The following is a 15,016-nucleotide window of genomic DNA, read 5'->3' as shown; positions in this document are numbered from 1 at the left end:
GCGGCTTTTTTATTGTTTATTTTACTGGTAACTCTATGTTTTCGAAAAGCTTATCAACATCTTCTTGGTTACGTAATAAACTTGCTCGCTCTACTAACTCTTTAGTTAAGTGTGGTGCAAAACGCTCGATAAAGTCATACATGTAACTGCGTAAAAAACTGCCTTTTCTAAAGCCGATTTTAGTGGTGCTCGCTTCAAATAAATGGCTAGCATCAATACATACTAAATCAGTGTCTGTTACTTGATCAATCGCCATCGATGCGACAACGCCGACACCTAACCCTAAACGTACATAGGTTTTAATCACATCAGCATCTGTTGCAGTAAATACAATATGTGGCTCAAGCCCATGGGCATTGAATGCCTTATCTAACTCTGAGCGGCCAGTAAAACCAAATACGTAAGTAATAAGTGGGTATTTAGCAACATCAGCAACCGTAAGGTTATCAGCTTTTTGCGCAAGGGGGTGTGTTTTTGCCACGACGATACTACGATTCCAGTGATAACACGGCAGCATGACTAAATCAGAGTATAAATGAAGTGCTTCTGTGGCAATTGCAAAATCAGCATCACCACGAGCCGCAGCGTCCGAAATTTGTTGTGGTGTACCTTGATGCATGTGCAAAGACACTGCAGGGTACTTTTTCATGAAGCCTTGAATAACATTAGGTAATGCATAACGTGCTTGCGTATGCGTTGTGGCAATATTTAACTTTCCTTGATCAGGCAGAGTATGTTCATTTGCAACCGCTTTAATCCCCTCAACTTTCGATAGTATCTCGCGGGAAATATTAATTATCTCATGACCTGCACTCGTAACATGCGTTAAATGCTTACCACTTCGACCGAAAATCTGTACACCAAGCTCGTCTTCTAGCATACGAACTTGTTTTGAGATCCCTGGCTGGGATGTAAATAAGCTTTCAGCTGTCGCTGAGACATTCAGTTTATGGTTTTGGACTTCGACGATGTATCTGAGTTGTTGTAGTTTCATGGCTGCATTGTAAATGTTGTTATTCTTTATTTATAAAGGCTGCTAAGCAGGATGCCAAGTAATATTTACTCACATTATAATTTTTTTGTTTTCAATCTGACTTTTTATAGCAATTCCATCTAAGGCTAACACATCCAACGTTAACTCGATAGAGATGATTCATCTGAAAATACTCAATAAACATGCTAACTTAGTCTTGAGTTAGTAAAAAATAACTAGTTATTATAACTTTATTACACATTAGTATGCGCAAAACTACCCAGATGTAATATTTTTAATGTAAGATAAAAAAATTAGATAGTGAAAACTGAGATTTAGCTATGATCGTTTCTATCATCATTATGCTCATTGTTGCTTTGATTGTCATTGCTCTTTGGGTCAGTGCGGTTCAACAGCATAAAGAAAAACAAGAAGCTGAACGCCGAAAAGAATTAGCCAAACAAAAAAAGATTATTGAAGAAGCTGAAGATGTACTTATCAATAGTACCAATATTCCTATGTCTGAAAATCTTTTACGTATTATTCAACGTCGAGTCTACGATGCGTTAGCTTCAATGGTACAATTATCACCTACATCAAAAGAGTTAAAAAATCGCCTTAATGAATCTAAAGAACGATTAAGTGCGCCAATTGAGGCGAGTAATTCAGAGTCTTTAGTATTACCAGATAATGACAAGCAGCTAATTTCACTCATTCAAGGTATAAAAAAATTACGCTCTGTACTTCGTTCTGAGCATGGCAAAGGCAAACTTGATAGCCAAGTGTTTGTTGTTGAAGATAAACGCCTCGAGAAATTACAACTGAGGATCAATGTAGAAAGCCAAATCAAACGAGGAATTTCTGCTCGCTCAGCGAACATGATTGGCTCTGCAAGACAATATTTCGAAAAAGCCCTTGCGACGCTCTCTTCAATTACTTACAGCGACGAATACACAAACGCAAAGCGTAATGAAGTGGAAGGTTATTTAGAAGCAATTAGCACTGAATTAAAAGCGTCAAATGCAACGTCGCTGAAGAAAAAAGCAGAACAAGAACAAGACGATTTAGATGTTTTGTTTGCACCAAAGAAAAAGTGGTAAGCCACTTTTTCTTTGTGCCTTTAAGTTTTAAGTCGTATTTTAAGATAAAAACGCAAACTTAATGATAAACAATGCAGTTAAAATCCACACACTCACACTGATCTCATCTTTTTTTCCACATACAAATTTAACCGCTGTGTAAGCAATGAAACCAAGCGCAATACCGTGCGCAATCGAAAAGGTTAACGGCGTCATCAATAGTACAACACTCACTGGAATAGCATCAGTCATATCATCCCAATTAACCAGCTTTAAATTTTGCATCATCAATACTGCGACATACAAAATCGCTCCTGCTGTCGCATAAGGTGGGATCATCGCAGCAAGTGGCGCAAAGAACATCATTAATAAGAAGCAAATACCCACAACAACCGCAGTTAACCCCGTACGACCACCAACAGAGACACCTGAAACCGATTCAATATACGACGTGGTTGTTGATGTGCCTAGCATTGACCCTGCGATAGTCGCAGTGCTATCTGCACTTAATGCACGGCCTAAACGTGGCATCTTACCTTGTTCATCGGCAAGGCCCGCTTTTTGTGTAACGGCAACAAGTGTGCCCGATGTATCGAACAAATCTACAAACAAAAATGCAAAAACAACCGTTAACATTGAAATTTCAAACGCAGCGGCAAAATCAAGTTGCATAAAGGTCGGTGCGATTGACGGAGGCAAAGACATAACGCCTTGGTATTCAACTAAATCTAAACCTAGCGCAATGGCAGTGACTAATAAAATACTGATAAGTACACCGCTTTTCATATCGCGATATAAAAGCGCAGCAATCACAAAAAAGCTAAAAATAGCGAGTAAAGGTCCCGGAGCCGTTATATCCCCTAACTGTACAAGTGTTGCAGGACTTGCCACGATAATCCCCGCATTCTTCAATGCAATAAGCGCTAAAAATGCCCCAATGCCCGTTGCAATTGCACGCTTTAAAACTAAAGGAATCGCATCAATAATCCACTCCCGGACTTTGAATAAACTTAAGAAAAGGAAAATACAGCCTGACATAAAAACAGCACCGAGTGCAGCTTGCCAGCTATAGCCCATCCCTAGCACAACACCATAGGTGAAAAATGCATTCAGACCCATCCCTGGCGCAAGCGCTAATGGATAATTAGCCCATAATCCCATAATAAAACAGCCAATCGCAGCAGCAATACAAGTGGCAACAAACGCGGCCCCTTGATCCATACCCGCTTCAGCTAACATCGCAGGGTTTACAAATACGATGTAGACCATGGTGATGAAAGTTGTAATACCCGCAATGGTCTCGCGGCGAATAGTGGTGTCGTTATCGTTTAATTTGAAGAGTCTGTCGAACATGTTGAACTTTAAGTTAAGATTAATTGGCTAATTTTATCATATTTTAACTTAATTAGAGGACATTTTACCTTGCAATGTTCTAAACTAATAAGGTCTTTTATTTCAAGAAAATAACTAAACTATGTCTGATAAAACACCTGTTGGCTTAGATTTAGAACAACAACTCGATAATGTACTTGCCTTCATTACTCAACCAGACACTGGTGGGGAGCCCGCAATAAGTACAGACTCTGTTGAAAATGTACTAAATAAAGCCTTGTATTACTTAAAAAATGATCAACCCCCTTTAGCAGCCAAATGGATGCGCCTTGCAGCGATGGCAGCGAATCAAAGAGCGCAGTTTTATATGGGGCTATTTTTTATCAAAGGGCAAGGGGTGCCCCAGAGCGTTTTTCACGGTGCAGTGTGGTTAACGCTGGCAAGTAGTCAAGGCTATGAACCAGCCACAGCAGCCCTAAACGATTTGCGAAAGCACATTAGCACTCGCCGCTTACATGATGCACAAAGTTATGCTGCAACCTTATATGAACAAATCCACCAGCAACAGTTTGCTCATTTGATTCCCCGAGAATCTGACGCCAACTAACAGGCGTCAGGTTCTACAGCACATTAATGCTGTCTTGTCAGTTTACTCTCAAACATGATGAGACCAGCACCAATTACAACCAATAAGATACCGAGAAACTCAAGCCACACAGGGCCTTTGTTTAGCTCAATACGAGATACGAGATACGAGATACGAGATACGAGGTACGTCGTCAGTATAAAAGAGAACACATTGAAATATAGACTTGTTTAATCATTTGCTTGAGGAAAACAAATGGCGGAGTGGACGGGACTCGAACCCGCGACCCCCGGCGTGACAGGCCGGTATTCTAACCAACTGAACTACCACTCCGCAGTGGTATGTGCATGGGGTAATGCACTTAATTTGTTTATGATATCAAATGGCGGAGTGGACGGGACTCGAACCCGCGACCCCCGGCGTGACAGGCCGGTATTCTAACCAACTGAACTACCACTCCGCAGTATCATTGCTATTTAATTTGTTGGCGGAGTGGACGGGACTCGAACCCGCGACCCCCGGCGTGACAGGCCGGTATTCTAACCAACTGAACTACCACTCCGCAAAGGAAAATGTTTTACAACCATAAGTTGTGTAAGTAAGTGGCGGAGTGGACGGGACTCGAACCCGCGACCCCCGGCGTGACAGGCCGGTATTCTAACCAACTGAACTACCACTCCGCAGTATCTAAATGCTATTTATTTTTCCTATTGGCGGAGTGGACGGGACTCGAACCCGCGACCCCCGGCGTGACAGGCCGGTATTCTAACCAACTGAACTACCACTCCGCAAAGGAAAATGTTTTACAACCATAAGTTGTGTAAGTAATTGGCGGAGTGGACGGGACTCGAACCCGCGACCCCCGGCGTGACAGGCCGGTATTCTAACCAACTGAACTACCACTCCAGCGCATACTTACAAATTGTCGAAAATTGGCGGAGTGGACGGGACTCGAACCCGCGACCCCCGGCGTGACAGGCCGGTATTCTAACCAACTGAACTACCACTCCACATTTTCGTTGCTGAGAGAGTCTCCCCTGACAGCGGCGTGAATAATACGAATCACCCTCTGGTTCGTCAAGGGCTTTTTTGTTTTTTTACAGGTTTTTTAGTCATCTGACATCGAAAGGTTTAAAATTTCACCTGATTTATCATTTTTTGAGCCATTTTTGCCAACTTCTTTTTCACCGGCTGCCTGTTCGTCATTACTCGTTTGGTTTTTTTTCTTTAAAAATGGTAAAGAAAATTTAAATTTAAGCGGTTTCTTTTGTACAAAAACTCGAATTGCTAGCCAGCCTAACAACAAGACGGTTAAATTTCCAACAACAATTAACGTTATCATCAACATCGTTGATGCTCTTTGTTCTTCTTCGAGGATTCGTTGTTGCTCTGCTTGTGCTTCTAAATCAATTTCAGGGCGAACAATTTCTGGTACAACTTCAATTGGCCTATCAATCTCAAATTTATAGGTGGGCAATGTAGCCATAAATTCTCGATCATTTATATTGCTACCAAATACTGATAGCTCAACACTGTATCGCCCCCAGTCATAATTTTTAATCGTGAGCTGTCGAGTTTGAGACGGCTTTGCGTCCATTGAGAACATCTGCTCTTCATTATTTGGGTAATAGATTTTTCCTTGAAGCAATACCGTTTCAGGTTTAATTAGCTCAGGATTGAGGGTTATAGTGAGCAAATGGTCATCCGTTTCTTGCTCAGCAAGCGCCATGTCGTAGCTAAATGGCGGTTCATGAATAACAATAGGTTTCTGTACTACGGTACGTTTAAAAATAGGTGTTTCTATATATAGTTCTGGTTGCCATTCTCCAGCCGGGAAAGATAACTGAAATTCACCCGTAAAGACGCCATCAAGAGGCCGCTCATCAAAGCCGCGTCCATCATCTTTAAAGTCGGTTATACTTTGCGTCCCCGCTCCAAAGTTTGCATAGTCACTATTATTTGTACTTACAAAATCGACGTGCAGGCTAATAACATCCCTGAATTGCCCGACTTCTATTGGCTCGCCATCATTGAGTACACGTCCTGTCAGTTTTATTGTTTCACCACGAAACAGCATCGGAGGAAGAGGATCAACGCTTAATTCAATTTCCCCCAACACAATAATACGACTATCAGGTAAAATACTACCAACAACCTGCCAAGGTCCTGGCATTGGTTTTGAAATGGTGATTAGGTCATAGGTCATCTCATCATGCCACTCCAAATCATCATTGTTCAATGATTCGTTAACGTGGTACTTACTACCATCAGGCCTAACTAAGACAACTGCAGGGGTTCCTCTTTTACGAAAGAAGAGTAAAGTAATCTTTTCGACTTTATGATCAATGCGAAAACGATTTTCTAGCAGGGGGATCTCATTTTGAATCCCATCCCGTTCAAGTGGCGTAATTTTATCTTGTTCCGCGCTTATGCCCATTAGGGGCAGTACACATAGCAATCCCGCTAGAAATTGTTTTTTCATTTTATTACCCTATTCTGCCCGCCATAAACACTCACCACCTTTAGCGACCAAGTCTAAACGCTGTTCATGAGCGGCATGCTCTTGCTCTGTAGCTTTTAATACAACTAAAGGGGCTCTGTCAGCACTTAAACGTCGAATCCCTCCAGTTTGTTGCTCAGACCCTTCATCTTTATTCTGATTTAAATTTAACTTAACTTGACCCCCTGTCATTGCTAAGTAAACATCCGCTAGGATCTCAGAATCCAGTAGTGCGCCGTGTAAGGTACGTTTTGAGTTATCGATATCATAACGACGACAAAGTGCATCAAGGTTATTCTTTTGACCTGGGTGCAAGTCACGCGCCATTTTCAAAGTATCCAGTACACTACATACATCGGCAGTATTTGGAAAACCTTGATTTAACAATGCAAACTCATTGTCCATATGGCCGATATCGAACGCTGCGTTATGAATCACAAGTTCCGCACCACGAATATACTCTAAAAACTCATGGGCAATTTGGTGGTACAAGGGTTTATCACGCAAAAATTCATTGGTAATACCGTGAACGTCAATCGCTTCTTCTTCAATTTCACGTTGTGGATTAATGTATACATGAAAGTTGTTGCCAGTTAGGCGGCGATTAACAAGCTCAACACAACCAATTTCAATAATGCGGTGGCCTTGTTTTGGGTCAATACCCGTGGTTTCTGTATCTAAAACTATTTGTCTATGTGCCATATCGTCTTAAGCCTGACTCTGGTATCGTTCTATCATCACTTTATTGTACACAATATCAAGGTAAAACAGTGCAGAAAACCGTAGAGATTTACACCGATGGATCATGTTTAGGTAATCCAGGGCCTGGGGGGTATGGCATCGTGATGCGATATAATGGTCACGAAAAGCAATTAAGTAAAGGCTATACCTTAACAACCAATAATCGGATGGAAATGCTCGCAGCCATAGTCGCACTTGAAACTCTCACCCGCCCTTGTCACGTCATTCTGACCACCGATAGTCAATATGTAAAACAAGGTATTGAATCATGGGTCGAAAACTGGAAAAAACGCGGCTGGAAAACCGCAGCTAAAAAACCTGTGAAGAATGTCGATTTATGGAAACGACTCGATACAGCATGCCAACAGCACAGCGTAGAATGGCGCTGGGTAAAAGGCCATAGCGGCAATAAGTATAATGAAATTGTTGACGACCTTGCCCGCGAAGCTGCTGGCAGCAATGAATTACTTGAAGACACAGGTTACGACGGTAATTAAAAATGCCTTAAAATAAACTTTGCGCAGGCCGTTTTATATTTTTGTTATATGATATAAGATTTAGCTATAACATATAACTAAGGACTTTTTATGGCTTTGCGCATTCACTCTTTTTTTCATCTACAAAGCGCTACTCTGTGTTACTTAGTCAGTTGTGAAAGCACTAAAGATTGCATGCTGATTGATGCACCCGCTGATTTTGATATGCCAAGTGGTGAGTTAAGTTTTGCTACAGCCAATGAGATCATCAGCTACATAAAGACTGAGCAACTCACATTACAGTGGCTACTTGAAACTCATGCCCATGCAGACCATATCACCGCCGCAAGTTATATAAAGCAGCAATTACAAGACACACATCCATGCAAACTTGGCACTGGCGAAGGGATCACACAAGTTCAAAAGCACTTTAGCCAACTTTATAATTTAGATATGCCATGCAATGGCGAACCTTTTGATGCCTTATTTGCTGATAAAGCACAATTTCGGTTAGGTGAATACACGGTAGATGTGATTGCCACGCCTGGCCACACCCCTGATAGTGTGTGTTACCACATTGATGGCAATGTATTTGTCGGAGACACCTTTTTTATGCCAGACAGCGGCACAGCCCGCTGCGACTTCCCAGGTGGCAGTGCCGCTGAGCTATATGATTCACTACAACGAATTTTAGCCTTACCTGACGATACCCTACTTTGGATGTGTCATGACTACCAACCAGAGGGTCGCCCCCTTGCGAACAAAACTACAGTGAAAGAACAGCGTGAGCAAAATATTCATTTAAAAGGAGATAAGCAAAGCTTTATTGCGACACGTGAAGGCCGCGATGCAACCTTGACCGTACCAAAGCTGTTGCACCCTTCTATTCAATTAAATATTCGTGCAGGTCAGTACCCAAATAAAGCGGATAGTAAACAGCGCTATTTAGCTATCCCGCTCACAGTGCTGCTTTGATGTTTGTCTTAGCCCCGCTCCTTTTACTGGCGAAAATTGGGGCCTTGCATGCCATTTAGGTTTTATTGGTGTAAGCGGAGCCACACGTTTTCGAGCCACCAGCATATAAACACTGCCCATTGGTTTTAAATATTGTTGTCCAAAACTGCGCCACGCAGCAAAGCGCGATAAGCGGTTACCTCTGGCAAGAGAAGAATGGATAAAACGCTCATCAGAAATAATCTCAAAACCTAAAAGATTCAGCCAATCTTTTACACGAGACGGCGTAAAAAAGCGCCCTGTCCAAGGGAGCTTTTGGCGACTAAAAGGCAATAACTGCGCCAACCCACACAAGCTAAACGGGTTAAAGCCTGTGATCACAATATAGCCACCTGGGATCAATGTACGATGTGCTTCGCGTAAAATATGGTGTGGATCAGAATGATATTCTAAGCAGTGCGATAATATGCAGGCATCAACACTGTGCTCATTAAAAGGTAACTCGTCCACATCGGCAATAACCCCAGTAAATAAGCCCTGCTCTGCGACGCAAACTTGATGCTTAATAGGGCTTTCACTGGTTGCTATTTCACCACTTAAATTACCAAGCTTTAACATGTGATAACCGAACATGCGTGGCAGCCACGGAACTAGCTTACGCTCTATTTCAGCACGTAAATAGTCACCATGAGGGAACTGCTGCCATGAGTAAGGCTTAGGACCTTCTTGAAAACTAAGGGCTGGTTTCATTTTCTGAGCTCGTTATACTGTATCTTAACTGTCACTTTATAGAGCAATTAAACATGGTGCAAGTCAAAGCAATTAAAGCCTTTTCTGATAATTATATTTGGTGTATCACAAATGAAAGTGAACAAACAGCATGGGTGGTTGACCCAGGTCAAGCTGAGCCTGTTTTAAACTATCTAAGTGAACAAAACTTAACACTCGCAGGGATTTTAATTACCCACCACCATTATGACCACACTGACGGCGTGGCTGCGCTGGTAAAAGCATACCCGAGCATTCCCGTTTATGGTCCTAAGCACAGTCCGTTCAAGGGCATTAATCATGGTGTGTTAGAAGCAGATAAAGTCACCGTATATAATTACACCTTTACCGTACTTGCAACTCCTGGCCACACTCTGGATCACATTTGTTACTTACATGATGAGCTAAGCTTTACTGGCGATACGCTGTTTAGTGCAGGTTGTGGGCGGTTATTTGAAGGTAGTGCCGAGCAAATGTGGCACTCTTTATGTAAATTAAGAGCCCTGCCGGATGAATGTAAAATCTACTGCACTCATGAATACACGCAAGCCAACTTAGCCTTTGCAAAAGCCGTTGAACCAAACAATGAATACCTACTCAACTACAGTGATAAAGTAGATTCGCTGCGCGCCAACGGTGAAATAAGCTTACCAACTAAGTTAAGTGTAGAAAAACAAATAAACCCATTCTTACGTAGCCACTTGCCTAATATCACTGATGAGCTTCCCAATGAGCTAAAAAATAATTTGAATCTTGATGAACCTTGGCAACGCTTTGCAGGTCTCAGGGCTTGGAAAGATAATTTTTAAAAAACAAGCATGACTTCAGTTACAATTTTATAGATTTAGATCAGCATCTTGCAACAATAAGCTGACATAAACTGGTCATAAAGTGGCAATATGTTCTCAGAGCAGGTAATATTCGCCGAGTTTTTTTACCTGATGTATGGGTATATATGTATAGATCTCCTCTAGTTTTTACACTCGCGCTGGCTTTAAGTGGTTGTCAACTAACAACTTCTGATACTGCACAACCTAACATTGCTAATAATGATGTTGAGCAGCAACTGGGTGGTGCCAGTCCAAGTGATGTCAATGATGCATTGATGATCAACGCACAATACCAACAGTTAACTGATATTGATGCACCACCACCAGTTTTTGACGATGTATGGGAACGTATTCGTTATCAGCTATCTATTGATGTGCCACAAAACCGTCCTGTAGTTGCTGAGCGTAATTACTATGCACGTCATCAAGCATACCTTGACCGCATTGCAAAACGCGCAGAGCCATACCTTTACTTCATTGTGGAAGAAGTTGAAAAGCGTGAAATGCCAATTGAGATAGCGCTTTTACCCATTGTTGAGAGTGCCTTTGACCCCTTTGGCTATTCACACCGCAGTGCCTCTGGTATCTGGCAATTTATGCCACAAACCGGTGAGCGTTTCGATTTAAAACAAAACTGGTGGTACGACGGTCGTCGTGACATTGTGCAATCGACGCGTGCAGCGCTTGATTACTTATCATATTTACACAAGACCTTAGAAGGTGATTGGTTAAATGCCATTGCCGCCTATAACTCAGGTGAAGGTCGTTTACTTCGTGCTATTAAAAAGAACCGCAAAAAACACTTACCCACAGATTTTTGGTCATTAGACCTGCCACGAGAAACCACGTCGTATGTACCAAAGCTCTTGGCTCTGTCTGATCTTGTAAAGCGCAGTGACGAATTTGGTGTGAAGTGGCAACCAATCATCAACGCGCAAGTAGTTGAAGCCGTTAATATCGGTAGCCAAATTGATTTAGCACTTGCCGCTGATATGGCTGATATTAGCTTAACTGAGCTGTACCGCTTAAACCCAGGCTTTAATCGCTGGGCGACGGATCCAAACGGTCCACACTTTTTATTACTGCCATCAGATAAAGTTGAGTCTTTTACTGAGAAACTAGCAAAAACAGAGCAAAAAGATCGCCTACGTTGGCAGCAATATGTGGTTGCCCGTGGTGATAGTTTATCAGTGATAGCGAAAAAGTTTTCAACGAGCGCAAGCGCGATAAAAACGCTGAATAAACTTTCATCAAATACTATTCGTGTTGGCCAGCAGTTACTTGTGCCACTCAGTGACGGTGAAATCAATAGTCAGCACTTACCTAAGTCTGTGCGAATGGCTGCGAATAAAGCGACACGTAAAAAACTTAGCCATAAAGTCGCCAGTGGCGATACCTTATGGGATATCAGCCGCGAGTACGATGTGACCATTGCAGAGCTTGCAACATGGAATAAACTGAAAAAAGACGCTGTATTGCGTGTTGGTCAAAAGCTCACTGTGTATAAACAGGAAAAATCACAACTTGCTACTACACAAATCAAAGAGCGCACCATTACCTATAAAGTGCGTCGCGGTGATTCGTTAGCACGCATTGCTGCCAAGTTTAATGTGTCTGTAGAAGATATTGTTAAATGGAACTCATTAGCAGGGCAAAAATACATTCAACCTGGGCAAAAGCTTAAACTCAAGGTTGATGTACGAAGCGCTTAATTGCTTCATCCAATATAAAAAAAGAGCGCCTAATGGCGCTCTTTGTCTCTCTCATTTAGTATTTATGCTTTAAAGCCCATAAGTGTAATAGCTCATTGGCAATGGTCGCTGCAGCAATCGCTGTAAGTTCACTTTGATCATACGATGGTGATACTTCAACTACATCCATACCGACCATATTAATGCCTTTCAATGCACGAAGTACTTTAAGTACTTTATCGCTGGTTAAGCCACCACACACTGGTGTACCTGTCCCTGGCGCGAATGCTGGATCAAGGCAGTCAATATCAAAGGTTAAATACACAGGTAAGTCACCCACGCGTGCTTTGATTTGCTCTGCGATATCTTGTGCAGGTAAATCATTGGCTGCCATTGCATCAATCACCGCAAACTCGTGTTTGCTCTGTTCAAAATCAGTACGAATACCGATTTGAATGCTGTGATCAACATCAATCAATCCTTCCATCGGCGCATGATAAAACATGGTGCCGTGATCATAACGTGAGCCATTGCTGTAAGTGTCTGTATGCGCGTCAAAATGAACTAATGCCATTTTACCGTGTTGCTTAGCATGGGCACGTAGTAGTGGCAAAGTCACAAAGTGGTCGCCACCTAAACCCAATAATGTTTTACCTTGGCGAAGAATTTGCTCAGCCGCTAATTCTAATTGCGCGGTAAAATACTCTGGGTCGCCTACTGGGTAAGTAAAATCACCGGCATCTGCTAATTTCAAACGCTCGAACAACGGGAACGTCCACGGGTACTTGGTTTCTTCCCATGCGAGGTGCACTGAAGCACGGCGAATTGCATCTGGCCCTAAACGTGCACCTGGACGGCCTGAGGTTGCCAAATCAAATGGTAAACCTAACACCACCACATCCGCATCGATTGCTGTGATGTTTTGCACCATCGGCTGACGTAAAAACGTCATGCCGTTTGAGTATAACGAATGATCTGTGTGGTCAAACAATGTCGACATTGCTTATAACTCTTCTAAATAAGTGTAACCATTTAAGCCAGTTTGCAGCTCATCTAATACGCTTTGCTGCTCTGTTTCTGGCAATTTTGCCGCCACCAGCTGGGCGTAAGATTGCTGGAAGCTTTCTACATCTAAATGTACGTAACGCATCATGTCTGCAACGGTATCACCTTCGTTAATTTCAGTGATTTGCGCCTGACCTTGCTCATCCATTTTTATAATTGCACTGTGTGTGTCACCAAATAGGTTGTGCATATCTCCTAAAATTTCTTGGTAAGCACCGACTAAGAAAAAGCCCATTAAATAAGGTTTTTCTTCGCTAAATGCTGGCACAGGTAATGTGCTTTCAATGCCTTGACCGTCTACATAGTGCTCCATCGCACCGTCTGAGTCGCAAGTAATATCAAGTAACACGGCGCGTTTCTGTGGTGCTTGCGTTAAACCACTTAATGGTAGAACAGGAAACACTTGGTCAATACCCCATGCATCCGGTAATGACTGAAACAGTGAAAAGTTCACAAAAAACTTATCTGCTAAACGCGCATTTAATTCATCAATAATCGGGCGATGAAAACGGTTTTTGTTATCCATATGTTTGTTAAGTTCATAACATACACGTAAGTTAACTTGCTCCGCCCATGCTCGCTCTGTTAAATCAAGTAAACCAAGTGCAAACTGATTATGTGCTTCGGCTAAATCGCCTTGGCTATCGTGATAAATTTCAATTAATGCACGGTCGTCATTGTCATCACTTAACTGCTGCCATGATGTCCACATATTTTTTAATAACAGAGGTGCATCAGCGGCTGGCGCTTGAATGTCTTCTGGTACATAGCTTTCAGTGCCAATCACATTCGAAATCAATACAGCATGGTGCGCTGTTAACGCCCGACCTGATTCAGAAATAATGCGTGGCATTGGCTGCTCATATAACTTACAGGTATCACCAATGGTGTATACGATGTTATTAGCGTATTCACTTAGGCTGTAGTTCATTGAGTTATGAGACTGGCTGCGTGTACCGTCATAATCTACTGCTAAACCACCACCCACATCTAAGCAATCAATTTGTGCGCCTAATTTACGTAACTCACAGTAAAAACGCGCAGCTTCACTGACACCTAAGCGGACATCGCGGATGTTGGCCATTTGCGAGCCAAGGTGAAAGTGTACAAGCTGGATCAAATCGAGTTGATCAGACGCTTTTAAGCGATTAACTACACTCAATACTTGCGATGCCGATAAGCCAAATTTTGATTTTTCGCCACCACTTGCTTGCCACTTGCCCTTACCTTGCGACGCTAAACGTACGCGAATACCAATGCGCGGTTTTACGTTTAACTCTTTTGCTTGGCTAAGCACCATGTCAAGCTCAGACAGTTTTTCAAGAACAATGTAAACCTTGTGGCCTAGCTTTTCGCCAATCAGTGCTAAGCGAATGTATTCTTGGTCTTTGTAGCCATTACATACAATCACCGCACTGGTTTTTTCAGCCATTGCTAATACAGTTAATAGCTCAGGTTTACTGCCGGCTTCTAAGCCCAATTGTTTCTTTTCAATACCAGCTTGGCTTGCAACAATTTCTTCAACAACTTCACGTTGTTGGTTTACTTTAATTGGGTAAACAAGCAAATAGTCTTTCGGATAACCATAATTTTCAATTGCCGTGTTAAATGCCTGGCATAAGCTATGTACACGATGATGTAAAATTTGTGGAAAACGAACCAGCGCAGGCAAGCTTAAGCCTTTGTCTTGTAATTGCTGTGCGATATCGATTAGTGCAATGGTTTGCTCTGGGGCATGGGCCTTTGGCGCAACATACACATCACCTTGATCATTAATACCAAAGAAACCTTGGCTCCAATGACGAACATTGTAACTCGTGCGAGCTTGTTCTAGTGATGTTGTCTCTTTCATCTATCTTTCTCTTTTATTTTAGTAGTGCCGAAATCGGCAAGGGTTGTTGCCGCGCATTAAAAGAAAAATAGTGATTCAAGTCCAACAAGAATTTTTACTCGTAACGAGTGATTTTTGATGTGTAAATTAAATGGCAAACCCACTTAAGGTAAGCCTTAGCAGTGGGTTA

13 protein-coding genes and 7 tRNA genes are annotated in these 15,016 nt (G+C 42.2%); 6 read left to right on the top strand and 14 right to left on the bottom strand.

Annotation, left to right across the window (positions count from 1 at the left end; genetic code table 11):
* Positions 1-16: 16 nt before the first annotated feature.
* Positions 17-994: an HTH-type transcriptional regulator CysB gene (gene cysB, locus L3Q70_RS06445; RefSeq protein WP_062570695.1), complete on the bottom strand. Its 978-nt coding sequence runs from the start codon at positions 992-994 to the stop codon at positions 17-19.
* 320 nt (positions 995-1,314) lie between these two features.
* Here cysB and L3Q70_RS06440 point away from each other — a divergent pair, with 320 nt between their 5' ends.
* Positions 1,315-2,073 (top strand): hypothetical protein, encoded by a 759-nt coding sequence (locus L3Q70_RS06440; protein ID WP_062570694.1) that lies wholly within the window; start codon positions 1,315-1,317, stop codon positions 2,071-2,073.
* 39 nt (positions 2,074-2,112) lie between these two features.
* On the opposite strand, the gene L3Q70_RS06435 is transcribed toward L3Q70_RS06440, so the two are convergent.
* A complete protein-coding gene (locus L3Q70_RS06435; RefSeq protein WP_193988640.1) occupies positions 2,113-3,405 on the bottom strand; it encodes an NCS2 family permease in 1,293 nt (430 codons plus the stop codon).
* Positions 3,406-3,526: 121 nt separating this feature from the next.
* On the opposite strand from L3Q70_RS06435, the gene L3Q70_RS06430 reads away from it, so the two are divergent.
* On the top strand, positions 3,527-3,991 hold the full coding sequence (locus L3Q70_RS06430; protein ID WP_062570692.1) for a sel1 repeat family protein: 465 nt from the start codon (positions 3,527-3,529) through the stop codon (positions 3,989-3,991).
* Positions 3,992-4,226: 235 nt separating this feature from the next.
* On the opposite strand, the gene L3Q70_RS06425 is transcribed toward L3Q70_RS06430, so the two are convergent.
* The 9 genes from L3Q70_RS06425 to dnaQ all read right to left on the bottom strand — a co-directional run bounded on the left by L3Q70_RS06425 (position 4,227) and on the right by dnaQ (position 7,172).
* Positions 4,227-4,303 (bottom strand) — tRNA-Asp (locus tag L3Q70_RS06425).
* Between the two features lie 50 nt (positions 4,304-4,353).
* Positions 4,354-4,430, bottom strand: a tRNA-Asp gene (locus L3Q70_RS06420).
* A gap of 25 nt (positions 4,431-4,455) precedes the next feature.
* Positions 4,456-4,532: transfer RNA gene (locus L3Q70_RS06415), tRNA-Asp, on the bottom strand.
* 41 nt (positions 4,533-4,573) lie between these two features.
* Positions 4,574-4,650 (bottom strand) — tRNA-Asp (locus L3Q70_RS06410).
* Between the two features lie 31 nt (positions 4,651-4,681).
* Positions 4,682-4,758 (bottom strand) — tRNA-Asp (locus L3Q70_RS06405).
* 41 nt (positions 4,759-4,799) lie between these two features.
* Positions 4,800-4,876, bottom strand: a tRNA-Asp gene (locus L3Q70_RS06400).
* Between the two features lie 27 nt (positions 4,877-4,903).
* Positions 4,904-4,980: transfer RNA gene (locus L3Q70_RS06395), tRNA-Asp, on the bottom strand.
* A gap of 98 nt (positions 4,981-5,078) precedes the next feature.
* Positions 5,079-6,407 carry a TIGR03503 family protein gene (locus L3Q70_RS06390; RefSeq protein ID WP_228074469.1) on the bottom strand — a complete coding sequence of 443 codons (1,329 nt, stop codon included), beginning with the start codon at positions 6,405-6,407 and terminating at the stop codon, positions 5,079-5,081.
* Between the two features lie 54 nt (positions 6,408-6,461).
* Positions 6,462-7,172, bottom strand: a complete 711-nt coding sequence (gene dnaQ / locus L3Q70_RS06385; protein WP_193988638.1) for a DNA polymerase III subunit epsilon — start codon at positions 7,170-7,172, stop codon at positions 6,462-6,464.
* Between the two features lie 68 nt (positions 7,173-7,240).
* On the opposite strand from dnaQ, the gene rnhA reads away from it, so the two are divergent.
* Together rnhA and L3Q70_RS06375 are read left to right on the top strand one after the other, a co-directional pair.
* Positions 7,241-7,708, top strand: a complete 468-nt coding sequence (gene rnhA / locus L3Q70_RS06380) for a ribonuclease HI (protein ID WP_062570689.1) — start codon at positions 7,241-7,243, stop codon at positions 7,706-7,708.
* Positions 7,709-7,798: 90 nt separating this feature from the next.
* Complete coding sequence (locus tag L3Q70_RS06375; RefSeq protein ID WP_062570688.1) at positions 7,799-8,662, top strand: MBL fold metallo-hydrolase; 864 nt, start codon at positions 7,799-7,801, stop codon at positions 8,660-8,662.
* Here the strand turns inward: L3Q70_RS06375 and L3Q70_RS06370 are convergent.
* The gene (locus tag L3Q70_RS06370; RefSeq protein ID WP_237115096.1) at positions 8,633-9,391 is read right to left on the bottom strand and encodes a class I SAM-dependent methyltransferase; all 759 of its coding nucleotides are present in this window, start codon (positions 9,389-9,391) and stop codon (positions 8,633-8,635) included. The two genes, L3Q70_RS06375 and L3Q70_RS06370, sit on opposite strands and share 30 nt — an antisense overlap.
* A 53-nt stretch (positions 9,392-9,444) precedes the next feature.
* On the opposite strand from L3Q70_RS06370, the gene gloB reads away from it, so the two are divergent.
* Together gloB and L3Q70_RS06360 are read left to right on the top strand one after the other, a co-directional pair.
* Positions 9,445-10,218: a hydroxyacylglutathione hydrolase gene (gloB, locus tag L3Q70_RS06365; RefSeq protein WP_062570686.1), complete on the top strand. Its 774-nt coding sequence runs from the start codon at positions 9,445-9,447 to the stop codon at positions 10,216-10,218.
* A 146-nt stretch (positions 10,219-10,364) separates the two neighbouring features.
* Positions 10,365-11,951: a LysM peptidoglycan-binding domain-containing protein gene (locus L3Q70_RS06360; RefSeq protein WP_237115095.1), complete on the top strand. Its 1,587-nt coding sequence runs from the start codon at positions 10,365-10,367 to the stop codon at positions 11,949-11,951.
* A gap of 55 nt (positions 11,952-12,006) precedes the next feature.
* Here the strand turns inward: L3Q70_RS06360 and speB are convergent, their stop codons facing one another.
* Complete coding sequence (gene speB / locus L3Q70_RS06355; RefSeq protein WP_237115094.1) at positions 12,007-12,930, bottom strand: agmatinase; 924 nt, start codon at positions 12,928-12,930, stop codon at positions 12,007-12,009.
* Between the two features lie 3 nt (positions 12,931-12,933).
* Entirely contained in the window at positions 12,934-14,847 is a 1,914-nt protein-coding gene (gene speA, locus L3Q70_RS06350; protein WP_193988634.1) for a biosynthetic arginine decarboxylase, read from the bottom strand.
* Positions 14,848-15,016 lie beyond the last annotated feature (169 nt).

The organism is Pseudoalteromonas sp. CF6-2, assembly GCF_021729425.1.
Lineage (GTDB): Bacteria > Pseudomonadota > Gammaproteobacteria > Enterobacterales > Alteromonadaceae > Pseudoalteromonas > Pseudoalteromonas arabiensis.
Note: the sequence above shows the minus strand (reverse complement) of the source record. Positions and strands in the feature narration are given on the sequence as shown.